Source organism: Pseudoalteromonas sp. 0303 (genome assembly GCF_013349995.1).
GTDB lineage: Bacteria > Pseudomonadota > Gammaproteobacteria > Enterobacterales > Alteromonadaceae > Pseudoalteromonas.
This window is the reverse complement of sequence record NZ_JABVXF010000029.1, coordinates 39,286-53,430: the sequence shown is the minus strand read 5'-3', so window position 1 is coordinate 53,430 and position 14,145 is coordinate 39,286. Positions and strand designations below refer to the sequence as shown.

The window sequence follows — 14,145 nt, the reverse complement described above, 5'->3', positions numbered from 1 at the left end:
TGTTCATATGATTTACCAGTGAGTGCGTCTTCTCCACAAAGGTAAGCACGTCTAACGCAACGGGATACGCAGTGATAATACTTGGTGTTCGACAAGCAGATTTGCCGCTTCCTTGCTAAAGCCATCGTTCACTCCTTGAACTGATAATTTGAAATGCATTAGCTGTAACTAAAGTGTAGACAAAATCTTCTTAGCTGCAAGAGTAAGTTAACAGATAAAAGTGACTGTCTATATAAAAATACAGTGACTGTCCTTGTAAAATTTAGGTATTAAAAAAGCGCCTTTAGGCGCTTTTTTCTGGTTAAAGAATTTGATTCTCTTTCCAGACTTGTTCTTTTGCCATGCGCTTTTTACGCTTGTCACATGGGTCGTCGCAGTCGCAGGCTTTGTCGATACCAACAGCGCCTAGGCCACCACAACTACTGGCCATAGATTTCTTTTGCACAATCATGCCGACAGCCATCGCTGCCACAATTAAAATGAGTAGACCAAATGTAAGAAGAAAAAGTGACATTGCTTTGCCCCTATCGTCAGCAATTAAATCGAGCCCAACTAATTAGGCTGCATGTATTATAAACTGCTTCTTGCCCCGCTACAAATATGGTTTAAATGCAGGGCTAGAATATGTTACTAAGCCATTGTCTGACTTACCAATTAAATACACAGGCAAATCGTGCTCTTCTGCGTATTTCTGCGCACGCTCCATGCCCATCACTGTGATTGCCGTCGCTAAGCCATCTGCAGTCATCGCTGATGGGTGTAAAACAGTAACTGATACCAAATCATGACGGCTCGGCATGCCTGTTACAGGGTCAATTAAGTGGCTATAGGTTACACCATCCATTTCGTAAAAAATTCGGTAATCACCTGATGTCGCAATACCATTAGTACCCGGCTCAATTACTTTATGTACTTTACGCACGCCTGGTTCAGCATCAGGCTGTTCAATAGCTATTTTCCAAGTGATGTTGTTTGGCTTAATACCCGACACACGAAGCTCACCACCAATCTCAACCATATAATTAGTGAAACCATGGCTTTCTATCACTTGTGCTACTTTATCAATACCATAGCCTTTTGCTGTAGCAGAAAACGACAGCTCTAAACCATCAATTGTTTTCATCAGACCAGCATCTGTAAGTTCAAGCTTATCAACACCAATTTTGGCAACCATTGCGGCCAAGGCTTCATCGCTTGGGCGTTTAGTCGGCTTTTTATCTGGACCAAAGCCCCACAAGTCAATAAGTGGCCCCATGGTCACATCTAACGTTTTTGTTGATTCGCCAAGGCGAATTGATTCAGCTACCACGTTTCTAAAATCAGCGCTTATTGGCATTACCTGCCCTGCTGGTAACTGGTTGAACTGGTTAATTTCTGAATCGGGAATGTAAGTCGACATAGATTGATTTACATCTTTAAGCACTTGCTTAATTTCAGGATGTAAATCAACACCTGCAACCTTTGAAGACTCTGCAAACACCTTAATATGATAAGTGGTGCCCATTGTCTTACCTTCAAAATAAAGCTCTTCAGCCTTATCAGCTTGGCTGCAGCCAGCCATGAGTAAAGTCATAGTTAATAGAAAAAAGGCCATCAAGCCTTGGCGATAAAACACTCTATTCATAGCATTCACCTTTTAGATACCACAGGGTTAGGTATAGAAATAAACAAGCCTCGTAACACTATGTGCTACGAGGCTTGTATTCTAACCAAAACTTATTGTTTTGTGTATGGTGTTAGCCACCGAAGTCATCTAATAAGATGTTTTCGTCTTCTACACCAAGATCTTTAAGCATGTTGATAACAGCCGCGTTCATCATTGGAGGACCACACATGTAGAACTCACAATCTTCAGGCGCTTCATGATCTTTCAAGTAGTTTTCATAAAGTACGTTATGGATGAAGCCTGTGTAACCTTCCCAGTTATCTTCTGGTTGTGGATCAGACAGTGCTGTGTGCCATACAAAGTTATCGTTTTCTGCTGCTAAGCCGTCGAAATCTTCTACGTAGAACATTTCACGCTTAGAACGCGCACCATACCAGAAGCTCATCTTACGCTTAGATTTTAAACGCTTAAGTTGGTCAAAGATATGTGAACGCATTGGTGCCATACCTGCACCACCACCTACGAATACCATTTCTGCATCAGTGTCTTTCGCGAAGAACTCACCGAATGGGCCAGAAATAGTCACTTTATCACCTTCTTTTAATGACCAAATGTACGAAGACATTTTACCACATGGAAGGCTTAGGTCTCTTGGCGGCGGCGTAGCGATACGCACGTTAAGCATGATGATGCCTTCTTCTTCTGGGTAGTTAGCCATTGAGTATGCACGAATTGTTTCGTCGTCTACTTTAGACTCCAGATCGAAGAAACCGAAGTGGTTCCAGTCGCCACGATACTCTTCTGGAATATCGAAATCAGCGTATTTAACGTGGTGAGCTGGTGCTTCAATTTGAATATAACCACCGGCACGGAAAGGTACTGACTCGCCATCAGGAATTTGTAACTTAAGTTCCTTGATGAACGTTGCCTTGTTATCGTTAGAGATAACAGTACAGTCCCACTTTTTAACACCGAAAATTGACTCTTCAAGTTCAATTTCCATGTCGGTCTTAACATTTACCTGACACGCTAAACGGCAGCCTTCACGAGCTTCACCTTTAGAGATGTGATCAAGTTCTGTTGGTAAGATATCGCCGCCACCTTCTTTGATGTGTACACGACACTGACCACAAGAGCCACCGCCACCACATGCAGATGAAACGAAGATACCTGAATCAGCTAGCGCGCCTAATAGCTTGCTACCTGCAGATGTTTTAATAGCTTTTTCTGGGTCGCCATTAATTCCGATGATGATATCGCCGCTTGCTACTAATTTAGATTTAGCACCAATGATAACTAAAACTAAAATAACAACGATAGCGATGAAAACACCAACGCCTAAGAAAATCTCATTCATGATTTATCCTCGCTACCTATTAAAGTGAAATACCAGAGAATGACATAAAGCCAAGACCCATAAGACCAACAGTGATGAAAGTAATACCTAAACCACGTAAGCCATCAGGAACGTCTGAGTACTTCATTTTTTCACGGATACCAGCAAGTAAAGTAATTGCTAGTGCCCAGCCCACACCTGAACCGATACCATAAACAACAGACTCGCCGAAGTTATAGTTACGCTCAACCATGAAAGATACCGCACCGAAGATCGCACAGTTAACTGTGATCAGTGGCAAGAAGATACCTAACGCGTTGTAAAGTGCAGGGAAGAACTTATCTAATGCCATTTCAAGAATTTGTACAAGTGCTGCAATAACACCGATGAAAGTCAAGAAACGTAAGAAGCTAAGGTCTGCTTCTGGGTAGCCAAGCCACTCTAATGCACCTGGTGCAAGAACAGCGTGATAAACCAAGTTATTTACAGGTACTGAGATACCTAGTACCACGATAACTGCCACACCTAGGCCGATTGACGTTGTTACTTTCTTTGATACAGCAAGGAAAGTACACATACCTAGGAAGAAGGCTAAAGCTAAGTTTTCAATGAAAACCGCTTTTACAAATAAACTAATATAATGTTCCACTGCTCGCCCCTTACGCTTTCGCTTCTACTTGGTCTTTCTTGAAGGTACGAAGTACCCAGATGAATAAACCAATAATGAAGAATGCACTCGGTGGTAAAATCAATAGACCCATTGGTTGATACCAGCCACCATTTTGAACTAATGGAATAATATCAACACCGAATAGTGAACCTTTACCGAATAACTCACGGATGAAGCCAACAGTTAGTAGTACTACTGAGTAGCCTAAACCGTTACCGATACCGTCTAAGAAAGACATTAACGGTGGTGACTTCATTGCGTATGCTTCGGCACGACCCATTACGATACAGTTTGTAATGATTAGACCAACGAATACTGAAAGCTCTTTAGCAGTTGCATAAGAGAATGCTTGCAGTACTTGGTCAACAACGATTACAAGTGATGCGATGATCGTCATTTGCACGATGATACGTACAGATGATGGGATGTGGTTACGAATTGACGAAATAAACAAGCTAGAAAACGCAGTTACTAGTGTCAATGCGATTGACATGATTAGTGCATTTTTTAAGCTTGATGTTACCGCTAGCGCAGAACAAATACCTAGTACTTGTAATGCGATCGGGTTATTTGCGAATACCGGGCCAAATAGGACCGACTTCATTTCTTTAGTATCAGCCATTATTTCAACGCTCCTTCACGTACTTTCGCAAGGAATGGACCAAAGCCATGCTCGCCAGTCCAGAAGTCAACTGTGTGATCAACACCGTTTGAAGTTAATGTTGCACCAGAAAGACCATCGATTTGATGTTCGTTCTTCGCACCGCTCTTCATGATATTGATTGGTAACTCTTTACCTTGCCATTTAGCAGTCCATTGTGGATTTTGAATTTCACCACCTAGACCTGGCGTTTCGTTGTGCTTGAAGAAGTTGATGTTTTTAACTGTTTCACCATCGCTTTCAAGCGCTAAGAAGCCGTACATTACACCCCAAAGGCCATAACCTTGGATTGGTAGAATGATTGCGTCTGTAGAACCATCAGGTTTCTTCGAAATATATACAGGTGAATTTTTTGTCATACGCTGAATACCAGCGATGTCTTTAATTCCTTCTGCTTTCAACGCAAAGCTACGAGCTTGGTCGAATTTTGTTTTCTCGAAGTCAAATGAGTTAGGATCAGCACCTTCAACAAACTCACCTGTGTTCATGTCTACAACACGTGCTTCAATTTTTGAGTTAAAGGTATCTGACACAGTACCTGATACTTCAATGCCTGCAGCCGCTAAGATATTGCGTTGGATATCTTGTGTTTTGTTAGCTTGCTGTAAAGGACGAAGCTGAACTGAAGCAAACGATACGATGATTGCACACACTAAACATAGTGCAACAACAACGGTTAGCGTTTTGCCGATTGATTCGTTATTACTAGACATTACGTGCCAACCTCCGCTTGATATTAGCTTGCACTACAAAGTGATCGAATAATGGTGCAAATAAGTTAGCAAATAAGATTGCTAGCATCATACCTTCTGGGAATGCCGGGTTAACAACACGGATCATTACAACCATAAAGCCGATTAACGCACCGTAAGCGAACTTACCTTTGTCTGTGAATGATGCAGATACTGGGTCTGTTGCCATGAAGAACATACCAAATGCAAAACCACCAAGAACTAAGTGCCAGTGCCAAGGCATTGCAAATACAGCATTGGTTTCTGAACCAATTGTATTTAGTAAGAATGCCGTTGCAACCATACCTAGGAATACACCTAGTACGATACGCCATGAAGCGATACGCACGTAAATTAGGAATAAACCACCAATTAATAGTGCTAGTGTTGACGTCTCACCCATAGAACCTTGAATGAAACCGTAGAACGCATTCCACCATAACTCCATGTTGCTGTAATCAAGTGAACCAACAACAGCTTGGCCAAGCATAGTTGCACCAGAGAATGAATCTACTGCTGTCCATACTGTGTCACCTGAAATTTGCGCTGGGTATGCGAAGAATAAGAACGCACGACCGGCAAGAGCAGGGTTAAGGAAGTTACGACCTGTACCACCAAAGATTTCTTTAGCGATTACAACACCAAACGTAATACCTAGTGCAACTTGCCATAAAGGAATCGTCGCAGGCAGGATTAGTGCGAATAATACAGATGTTACGAAGAAACCTTCATTTACTTCGTGCTTACGCACTGAAGCAAATAGTACTTCCCAGAAACCACCCACAGCAAACGTTACTGCGTATATTGGTAGGAAGAAGCAGGCACCGTAAAACATTTTCGCGCCCCAACCAGAGTCAGCAGTTAATTCACCACCAAATAATTGGAACAGACCAACTTGCCATGTGTTTGCTAGTTCAAAACCTTGCGCTAAAGCACCAGCGGCCTGATGACCGATGTTGAACATACCAAAGAACATTGCAGGGAACGTCGCCATCCACACTAAAATCATCATACGTTTTAGGTCGATGTTATCGCGAACGTGTGTTTTGCCTTTATTTACATAACCAGGCGTGTAGAAAATAGTCGCTGCAGCTTCGTAAAGCGCATACCATTTTTCGTGTTTACCACCCGGTTCAAAATGCGGCTCAATATCTTCTAGAAATTTCTTTAAACCCATCTCTCTAGCCTTCCTTCTCGATCGTAGTCAAGCAATCGCGTAGGATTGAACCGTACTCGTATTTACCTGGACAAACGAAGGTACATAATGCTAAATCTTCTTCATCAAGCTCTAGCGCACCTAACGAAATAGCACCATCAAGATCACGTGCGATTAAATCACGTAATAATAGTGTAGGTAGGATGTCTAAAGGCATAACACGCTCATAGCTACCAATTGGAACCATGGCACGCTTCGAACCACCTGTTGAAGTCGTCATGTTAAATAGACGGCTAGGAGCAAGGTGAGATAAGAAGGTACGTGTTACTGAGAACTTATTAGCACCTGGTGCGATCCAACCGAATAGCTCTTTTTCGCGACCTTCAAGTAATACAGATACTTGAACATGGTAACGACCTAAGAACGCGTGTGGACCTTGAGAGATAGCGCCTGATAATACAGAACCAGAAATTACACGGTTATCACCGTCTTCTAATTCACCAGCAACTAAATCATCTAAAGATGCACCTAGCTGAGTTTTCACTAAGCGTGGGTTTTTAACACGAGGACCAGCAAGAGAAACAACACGGTCTGTGAAGATTTCACCTGTTAGGAATAAATTACCAAACGCGATTACGTCTTGGTAACCTAAGTGCCAAACCTGCTTGCTTGCAGAAACTGGATCTAAGTTATGAATGTGTGTACCAACAAGACCTGCCGGATGCTTGCCACCAAACTCATGTACTTCTACTTGAGGGATTGATGAACTAGGCACTTGGCTACCAGCTTGTTTACAAACAAATACTTTGCCGTCAGTCAAACGAGATACCACAGCTAAACCAGCTTCAAATGCTTGAGTGTTTTCAGCAATGATTACTGCAGGATCTGCAGCTAGCGGGTTAGTGTCGATAGCCGTCACAAAGATAGAGCTAGGATTTGCATCCAAAGCAGCTACTCTGCTGAATGGGCGAGCACGTAGTGCTGTCCATTGACCTGACTGAACTAGTACTTCTTTAACTTTTTCACGGTCTAAGCCCGAAAGCTCGTCGGCCTTGAAAGAGTCAAAGGTGATTTGCTCACTGCCATTAACTTCAATAACAACAGATTGCAGCACACGTTTAGCACCACGATTGATTTCTTTAACTACCCCAGAAGCTGGTGCAGTAAATAAGACGCCTGGGTTCTTTTTGTCTTCAAAAAGTACCTGGCCTTTTTTGACTTGGTCATCCACGCGAACATGCATGGTTGGACGCATACCAATATATTCTTCACCTAGCACAGCTACACGTTTGACGGCAGAACCATCGTGAATAACTTGCTGAGGTGCGCCCTCTATCGGTAAATCCAGACCTTTTTTTATGTTGATCATACGCACTTGCATTACATTAACGGAAAGAAACTGAAAAATAGTACCAACCACGTCGCCATTTGATATGCTCAAGTTAAACTCTAAGTATCAAAGAATAGCCTGTTTAACACCCCAAACAAGCAACGCAGTAAACTCCTCACATATATTGCCCGAATTTTAACATCAATCAGGGTGACTATGCGAGAGCAAATATGAAATTTATACGACAGATACGGTTATTTAGACTACAAAAACCTTTTGAATAAAATTCAATATAGACCAAAGTGCTATTGATGATGTTTTATTTTCACCCATAAACAAAAAAGTCGCTTAAAAAAGCGACTTTACAAAATCAAGTTTGTTTAGTGATTAATCGATAAGCTGTGAAATCGCAACATCAGGATTCACATCTTGCTCGTAATCTACGCTGTCGATACCAAAGCCGAATAAACGTAAAAATTCATTGTGGTAACCCACGTAGTCCGTTAATTCGTCAATCGTATCTGTATCTACTGTATCCCAAACATGTTGTACACGAGCTTGAACATCATCTTCTAACTCTTTGTAGTTTTGGAATAAATGACCACCTTCGTCAAAACGTGGGGTTTCACCGTAAAGGTTTTCAGTAAATAGTGAGTGAATTTGCTCAATGGTACCTTCGTAAGTCCCGTCTGCTTTCATTACTTTGAATAAAGCAGAGATATATAAAGGCATAATTGGAATTGCCGAGCTTGCTTGTGTCACAACCGCATTTAATGAAGAAACATACGCTTCACCATTTAAGCCTTTTGTAGACTCTTTGATTGCTTGAGTTGCACGGTCAAGATCTTCTTTCGCTTTACCAATTGTCGCATGACCGTAAATTGGCCACGTTAACTCTTTACCGATATAAGTGTAAGCGGTTGTTTTGAAGTTATCAGCGAGCACATCCGCTTCTTTTAATGCGTCAATCCACATTTCCCAATCTTCACCGCCCATTACTTTAATTGTATTGTCGATGTCTTCTTGGCTTGCTGCTTCAACGGTTACTTCATCAATCACACGTTTTGAAGTGTTTAGGTTCTTCGTAGTGATATCTGAGCCAATAGGCTTAAGTGTTGATGAGTAAGTTTCGCCTGTATTTGGATCAGTACGACGAGGTGACGCAAGGCTGTAGATAACTAAATCAATTTTACCTAAATCAGCTTTGATAGTATCAATTGCTTTTTGCTTGATTTCGTTAGAAAACGCATCGCCATTGATATTTTTAGACCATAAACCTGCTTCTTCAGCGGCTGTTTGGAATGCTGCTGTGTTGTACCAACCTGCAGAACCCGTTTTGCGTTCGCTACCTTCTTTTTCAAAGAAAATACCTAACGTTTTAGCACCGCCACCAAATGCAGCCGTGATACGTGATGCTAGGCCGTAGCCTGTAGACGCACCAATCACTAATACATTCTTAGGTGCATTGCTCAGTGGTCCTTGCGCTTTCACATAATTAATTTGTTCTTGTACGTGCTCAGCACACCCTACTGGATGCGCGTTAGTGCAGATAAATCCACGAATTTTCGGCTTAATGACCATTGATCATCCTATATCTATCACAATAAAAATTAGCGCTAGTTTAAAGGCTAATAGTTAAAATACAGGTCTGATCAGTAAAACTTTTCAGACCCACTTAAATCTTTCTAGCTTAAAACCCCAAGTGACAAGCAGTCTAGAGTGACTGTCCTGCTAACTTTAGGTGACTGTCCTTCTAACTTTGAGTGACTGTCCTTCTAAATTAGTCGAACTTTGAGCCACCTAAGCATTTAGGTGATTCAGGTGCCTGTCCATGTTGTTCACTAAACTCTTCTGGAGTAAATGTGTGAATCGCTAATGCATGAATATGGTTTGCTAATTCATCTTTTAATAGCTCATTAATTTGACGATGACGTGCAAGTAAACGTTTACCTGCAAATTCTTCACTCACAATCACCACTTTAAAATGCGATTCAGTTCCACGGCTATGCATATGGCTTTCATTGACAACATTCAGGTGTTTGCATTCGATACCCGCAGCGAGCTTTTGCTCAATTTGTTGTTGCATTGACATGTGTCATAGACCTTTAATAAGAAAATAATTGGCCGCTACTATATCAAGGGCATGAGTCATTTTGCCAATGATTTTATATGATTGAACGAAAGGTAAGGTTAATTCGAGGGTGTTTGAGCCTTTGCTGCTTTGGCAAACTATGCTGGTAATCGCGCTGGCTAAAACCATTCATGATTAAACAGCTACCACTTTGCAGCACAATGCTATGTTGTTCATTATTATGTTTGTGCTTTATTTTAAATATCCGTTCGGCCCCTAGTGATACAGAAGCGATTATTGGTTGCTCACCAAGTTCTTTCTCATCATCACTATGCCAGCCCATACAATCATGACCATCTCGATACAAATTAACTAAAAGCGCATTGAATGGTGTCTGCAAAGTTCTTGATAAGCGTACACGCATGGCATCAAGCACCTCCGGCCAAGGCTCAACGATTAACTGTGAACCCGAGTAACCATAACTTACGTTCTGATCAGCAATAAAGCATTGCAAACGTGGGATCACATGGCTTTTTCCATACACCTTTATAGTTGGTTGCTGCCAATTGAGCTGTTGCTGAAGAAAGTAAAATAATTCGAGGCTTTTTTGTGCACTCAATGCATTAGCTTGGTAAGAAAACCCATCAGGTAAATGATTAGGGTTGGCGTTTGGCTGTTGCATGTTAGAATTTACCTATACATTAATACATTCGTAAAATCATGATGACCACCCAAGCACAGCTCGGTGATAACACCTATACCCTAGAACGCTTTCCCTTAGATCAAAAGAATCGCAGTCTTCAAGCGTGGGACTCAGGCGATGAGTACCTTGTCAATTATGTACAAGAGCACTATCCAGATGCAAATTCAATCCTGATACTCAATGACAGTTTTGGCGCTTTAGCCTGTGCCTTTAATACGTTAACAGTTTATTCAGTTAACGACTCGTATATTGGTCATCAAGCTACCCGTTATAATTTACAAGCCAATGAGTTATCAACAGATTCTTTAACGCAACTGGACTCATTAGCTGCGTTACCTAGTCAGGTTGATTTAGTGATATTAAAAGTGCCACACAATTTAGGCTACCTTCAGCATCAACTTGCCGCAATCAGTGCAGCTTTACCTGCCGACATTGATGTTATTGCAGCTGGAAAAACAAAAGACATTCATAACTCAACAATTAAGGCTTTTAGTCAGTATATCGGTGAAACCTCAACCAGCTTAGCGGTTAAAAAGTCCCGCTTAATTATCAGTAAAACCAGTGGTCTTAATAAAGTTGCCCCCTTCCCTGTTAACTGGCCACTTGAAGGAAGTGAGTTTGAAATTCAAAATCATGCCAATGTATTTTCTCGAGACTCATTAGACATTGGCGCGCGTTTTTTCTTTAACTATTTGCCACAAACTAGCAAAGCCCGCAGCATCATTGATTTAGGCTGTGGCAATGGTGTTGTTGGCTTAATGACCTTAAAGCGCTGCCCTAAAGCCCATGTAACCTTCGTTGATGAGTCGTATATGGCCGTTGAATCCGCCAAGTTAAATATCACTCACAATCTACCTGAGCAATTAGAACAGTGTGAGTTTGTCCAAAACGATTGCTTAACCGATTTTCAACCTAACAGTGTTGACCTCGTTTTATGTAATCCGCCATTCCACCAAGCGCAAGCGGTTACTGATCATATTGCTTGGCAAATGTTCAAACAGGCAAAACACACATTAAAGCACGGTGGTGAATTAAGAATTATTGGTAATCGTCATCTAGACTATCATGAAAAGTTAAAACGCATGTTCGGCAATTGTAAGTTGTTAGGGTCTAACAAAAAGTTTGTCGTACTAAGTGCAACAAAGAATAATTAATGGAGCTAACTAAATGAAAAAAATACTTCCTTTATGTTTGCTAGCCGCACTTACTGCGTGTAGCAACCAGCCAAATCAGTTAATTTTGAATCCTGTTTATCAAGGTGGCAAAATTTCAACTATTAACAGCAATGTTAGCACGAGTGTAATTGATTTACGTGGCGACAACGTGACCTTAAAAATCATTGAATCAGATAAAATCAAAACGCTTGCCAGCCCAGGTATTGCAGGTTCAGTGAAAAGTGCCTTAGACAGTGCGTTAAGCCGCAATGGTGCAAATATTTCAAATCTATCCACAACGCGTTTTGAATTAGATATTCATCAACTACAAGCAGTTGTTACAGAAAAAATGATGACCCATAGCAGCAATGCTACTATTGAGTTTGGTGTCCGTGTGGTCAAACATGCAAGCACTTTCAATAAAATTTACCAAGGTAATGCAAATCTTGAAGGACCACTTAGCCACGACCGTGCAAAAATAGAAGGTCAGCTTAATAAGTTGACTGAACAAATAATTACCCGCATTGTATCTGACCCAGAATTAATCGCCTATTTAGAAGGTTAACTATGAAGCGTATTTTATTACTTAGTTTTATATTGTTTTTTGCTCACAGTTCATTCGCAGCGACTGAGGGTAAATTTATTCAAAAAGATAACATGTTTCCACGCGTAGAAATTGTCACTACGCTTGGCAGTATTGTGGTCGAAATGGATCGTTCTCGCGCACCAATAACAGTAAATAACTTTCTAACTTACGTTGCCGACGGTAGCTATCAAGGTAGTGTGTTTCACCGTGTAGAACGTGATGAAGACAACGAACGTGATTTTGTTATTCAAGGTGGTGGTTACGATAAAGACTATGATGGTCTGTACGAAGGTGACCCTATTTTTAATGAAAGTGGCAACGGTTTAAAAAACGATATGTATAGCATCGCTATGGCATACCAAGACCGTCAACCTCACTCAGGTACTCGCCAGTTTTTCTTCAACATGGATGATAACGATCATCTTAATCCTGGTCGCGACTGGGGCTTTGCCGTATTCGGTATGGTCATGGATGGCTATGACACACTAGACAAAATCATGCGTGTCGAAACCGCTTTCAATGAAAAAATCGGTTACAGCTTTGTGCCCAAAGATCCTGTTGTTATCTTAAACGTAAAAGTGCTAGACGCTAATCAATAATAAATAGGGGCGCACGCCCCTTAAACTGGCAACACTATGACAAAACCCCTTTCTATTTCAGAGTATTTCTCGTACTTCAAAGATAAACGTTTAATCAATATTTTTATTTTTGGCATTAGCAGTGGCTTTCCTTGGGTATTGATTGGTTCTGTTATGTCGGCCTGGCTAAAAGACGAAGGCCTAAGCCGCAGCATGATAGGGTTATTTGGCATCGTGTTTGGTGCGTATAGCATTAACTTTTTATGGTCACCGCTCGTTGACCGTGTAAAGTTACCTGTTTTGTTTAACTGGCTTGGCCAGCGCCGTAGCTGGATTTTACTTTGCCAGTCAGTGATTTTTATTGGCACCTTTTCACTTGCTGGGCTCGATATTAAAGCCAACCTCTGGTTTGCTGCCGCGCTATGTTTAGTTATTGCTATCGCTTCTGCGACTCAAGATATTGCTATTGATGCATTTCGTATCGACACTTTAGCCGAAAACGAAAGCCACAAAGCCACCGCAGCGGCTGCAATGGCTACTTCAGGTTGGTGGAGCGGTTACGCCCTTTTAGGCGCCCTGCCATTTTATATGGCCGACATCCCTTCAATTGATTGGCCACAAGTTTACTTTTTCTTATCTGTGGTAATGCTGCTATTAATGAGCAGCGTATTGTGGGCAAAAGAACCCGAATCAAACCGTGACGCTGTACAAGCAGAGCTTGAGCAAACCTATCAACAAAAGCTGGCTGGTAGTACGCAGACTCGCTTTGCTAAAGTTATTGCCTGGCTTGCTGTTACCGTTCTTGATCCCTTTAGAACCTTCTTCGCCCGTAATGGCGTAAAAACAGCATTGGCATTATTGGCCTTTATTTTCTTATTTAAAATCGGTGAAGCCTTTTTAGGGCGAATGTCTATCGTGTTTTATAAAGAAGTGGGCTTTTCAAATAGTGACATAGCGACCTTCTCAAAAGTGGGCACTGCAGTGCTCACCATCGCCTTTACTTTTCTGGGTAGCTTATTCAATCAACGCTATGGCATTGTAAAAGGCTTATTTATTAGTGGTATTGCGATGGCTGCTTCAAACCTTGCCTTTGCGTGGATCGCGATTGCAGGCCCCAAACTGAGTTTATATGCGTTTGCTATTATCGTTGATGGCTTTACCCAAGCTTGGTCATTGGTTGCCATGGTGGCGTTTATATCCATGTTATGTGATAGAGCATTTAGTGCAACCCACTATGCACTACTTGCTTCGTTAGGTAATTTAGGCAGAACCTTACTGTCGAGCTACAGCGGCGTGGTCATTGATGACTGGTTAGGTGGAAATTGGGCGATGTTTTTTGTGCTAACAGCACTGATGGTGATCCCATCACTGGTATTTTTATTCTTAATTCGTCGTAAGCTTTATGCGTTAGAAAACAACTATCATCAAAACAATTAACAAATCTAATACGTATGTGATTAAACAGGGGGGAAATGCAAGGGAGAGGTTTTAATAGTGCTTCCTTGCACCATTTATATTACTTAAAAGCGGCGTTTCGCTTTTGGTAATGAATAATTAAGCGTC

The 14,145-nt window shown here is 41.5% G+C and carries 15 protein-coding genes and 1 pseudogene; 4 read left to right on the top strand and 12 right to left on the bottom strand.

Annotated elements, in window-relative coordinates; translation table 11 throughout:
- From HUS62_RS23180 to HUS62_RS16805, 12 genes and pseudogenes are all read right to left on the bottom strand, one after another.
- Positions 1-125 (bottom strand): annotated as a pseudogene (locus HUS62_RS23180) (transposase); the annotation flags it as partial.
- A gap of 176 nt (positions 126-301) precedes the next feature.
- On the bottom strand, positions 302-514 hold the full coding sequence (gene nqrM / locus HUS62_RS16855) for a (Na+)-NQR maturation NqrM (RefSeq protein ID WP_055020649.1): 213 nt from the start codon (positions 512-514) through the stop codon (positions 302-304).
- Positions 515-592: 78 nt separating this feature from the next.
- On the bottom strand, positions 593-1,624 hold the full coding sequence (locus HUS62_RS16850; protein WP_175080493.1) for an FAD:protein FMN transferase: 1,032 nt from the start codon (positions 1,622-1,624) through the stop codon (positions 593-595).
- Positions 1,625-1,736: 112 nt separating this feature from the next.
- Positions 1,737-2,963: an NADH:ubiquinone reductase (Na(+)-transporting) subunit F gene (gene nqrF, locus HUS62_RS16845; protein ID WP_058586501.1), complete on the bottom strand. Its 1,227-nt coding sequence runs from the start codon at positions 2,961-2,963 to the stop codon at positions 1,737-1,739.
- A gap of 19 nt (positions 2,964-2,982) precedes the next feature.
- Positions 2,983-3,591: an NADH:ubiquinone reductase (Na(+)-transporting) subunit E gene (gene nqrE, locus HUS62_RS16840; protein ID WP_016708692.1), complete on the bottom strand. Its 609-nt coding sequence runs from the start codon at positions 3,589-3,591 to the stop codon at positions 2,983-2,985.
- 10 nt (positions 3,592-3,601) lie between these two features.
- Positions 3,602-4,234, bottom strand: coding sequence for an NADH:ubiquinone reductase (Na(+)-transporting) subunit D (locus tag HUS62_RS16835; protein ID WP_054554281.1), 633 nt, complete (start codon positions 4,232-4,234; stop codon positions 3,602-3,604).
- A complete protein-coding gene (locus HUS62_RS16830) occupies positions 4,234-4,986 on the bottom strand; it encodes a Na(+)-translocating NADH-quinone reductase subunit C (RefSeq protein ID WP_054562304.1) in 753 nt (250 codons plus the stop codon). Before HUS62_RS16830 ends, HUS62_RS16835 begins: the two co-directional genes overlap by 1 nt.
- Positions 4,979-6,181, bottom strand: a complete 1,203-nt coding sequence (locus HUS62_RS16825) for an NADH:ubiquinone reductase (Na(+)-transporting) subunit B (protein ID WP_054554279.1) — start codon at positions 6,179-6,181, stop codon at positions 4,979-4,981. The genes HUS62_RS16830 and HUS62_RS16825 overlap by 8 nt, the downstream gene beginning before the upstream one ends.
- A gap of 4 nt (positions 6,182-6,185) precedes the next feature.
- Complete coding sequence (locus HUS62_RS16820) at positions 6,186-7,529, bottom strand: Na(+)-translocating NADH-quinone reductase subunit A (RefSeq protein ID WP_054562348.1); 1,344 nt, start codon at positions 7,527-7,529, stop codon at positions 6,186-6,188.
- A 348-nt stretch (positions 7,530-7,877) separates the two neighbouring features.
- Positions 7,878-9,071, bottom strand: coding sequence for an enoyl-ACP reductase FabV (fabV, locus tag HUS62_RS16815; protein ID WP_054562305.1), 1,194 nt, complete (start codon positions 9,069-9,071; stop codon positions 7,878-7,880).
- Between the two features lie 199 nt (positions 9,072-9,270).
- Entirely contained in the window at positions 9,271-9,582 is a 312-nt protein-coding gene (locus HUS62_RS16810) for a BolA family transcriptional regulator (protein ID WP_175080492.1), read from the bottom strand.
- 73 nt (positions 9,583-9,655) lie between these two features.
- A complete protein-coding gene (locus HUS62_RS16805) occupies positions 9,656-10,243 on the bottom strand; it encodes an alpha-ketoglutarate-dependent dioxygenase AlkB (RefSeq protein WP_175080491.1) in 588 nt (195 codons plus the stop codon).
- Positions 10,244-10,284: 41 nt separating this feature from the next.
- Here HUS62_RS16805 and HUS62_RS16800 point away from each other — a divergent pair, with 41 nt between their 5' ends.
- From HUS62_RS16800 to HUS62_RS16785, 4 genes are read left to right on the top strand one after another with little or no spacing between them, the layout of a single operon-like run.
- Positions 10,285-11,418: a methyltransferase gene (locus HUS62_RS16800; protein ID WP_175080497.1), complete on the top strand. Its 1,134-nt coding sequence runs from the start codon at positions 10,285-10,287 to the stop codon at positions 11,416-11,418.
- A 13-nt stretch (positions 11,419-11,431) separates the two neighbouring features.
- The gene (locus tag HUS62_RS16795) at positions 11,432-11,983 is read left to right on the top strand and encodes a YajG family lipoprotein (protein WP_175080490.1); all 552 of its coding nucleotides are present in this window, start codon (positions 11,432-11,434) and stop codon (positions 11,981-11,983) included.
- A gap of 2 nt (positions 11,984-11,985) precedes the next feature.
- Positions 11,986-12,603 (top strand): peptidylprolyl isomerase, encoded by a 618-nt coding sequence (locus HUS62_RS16790; RefSeq protein ID WP_175080489.1) that lies wholly within the window; start codon positions 11,986-11,988, stop codon positions 12,601-12,603.
- 36 nt (positions 12,604-12,639) lie between these two features.
- Positions 12,640-14,019 carry an AmpG family muropeptide MFS transporter gene (locus tag HUS62_RS16785; RefSeq protein WP_175080488.1) on the top strand — a complete coding sequence of 460 codons (1,380 nt, stop codon included), beginning with the start codon at positions 12,640-12,642 and terminating at the stop codon, positions 14,017-14,019.
- Positions 14,020-14,145: the final 126 nt, after the last annotated feature.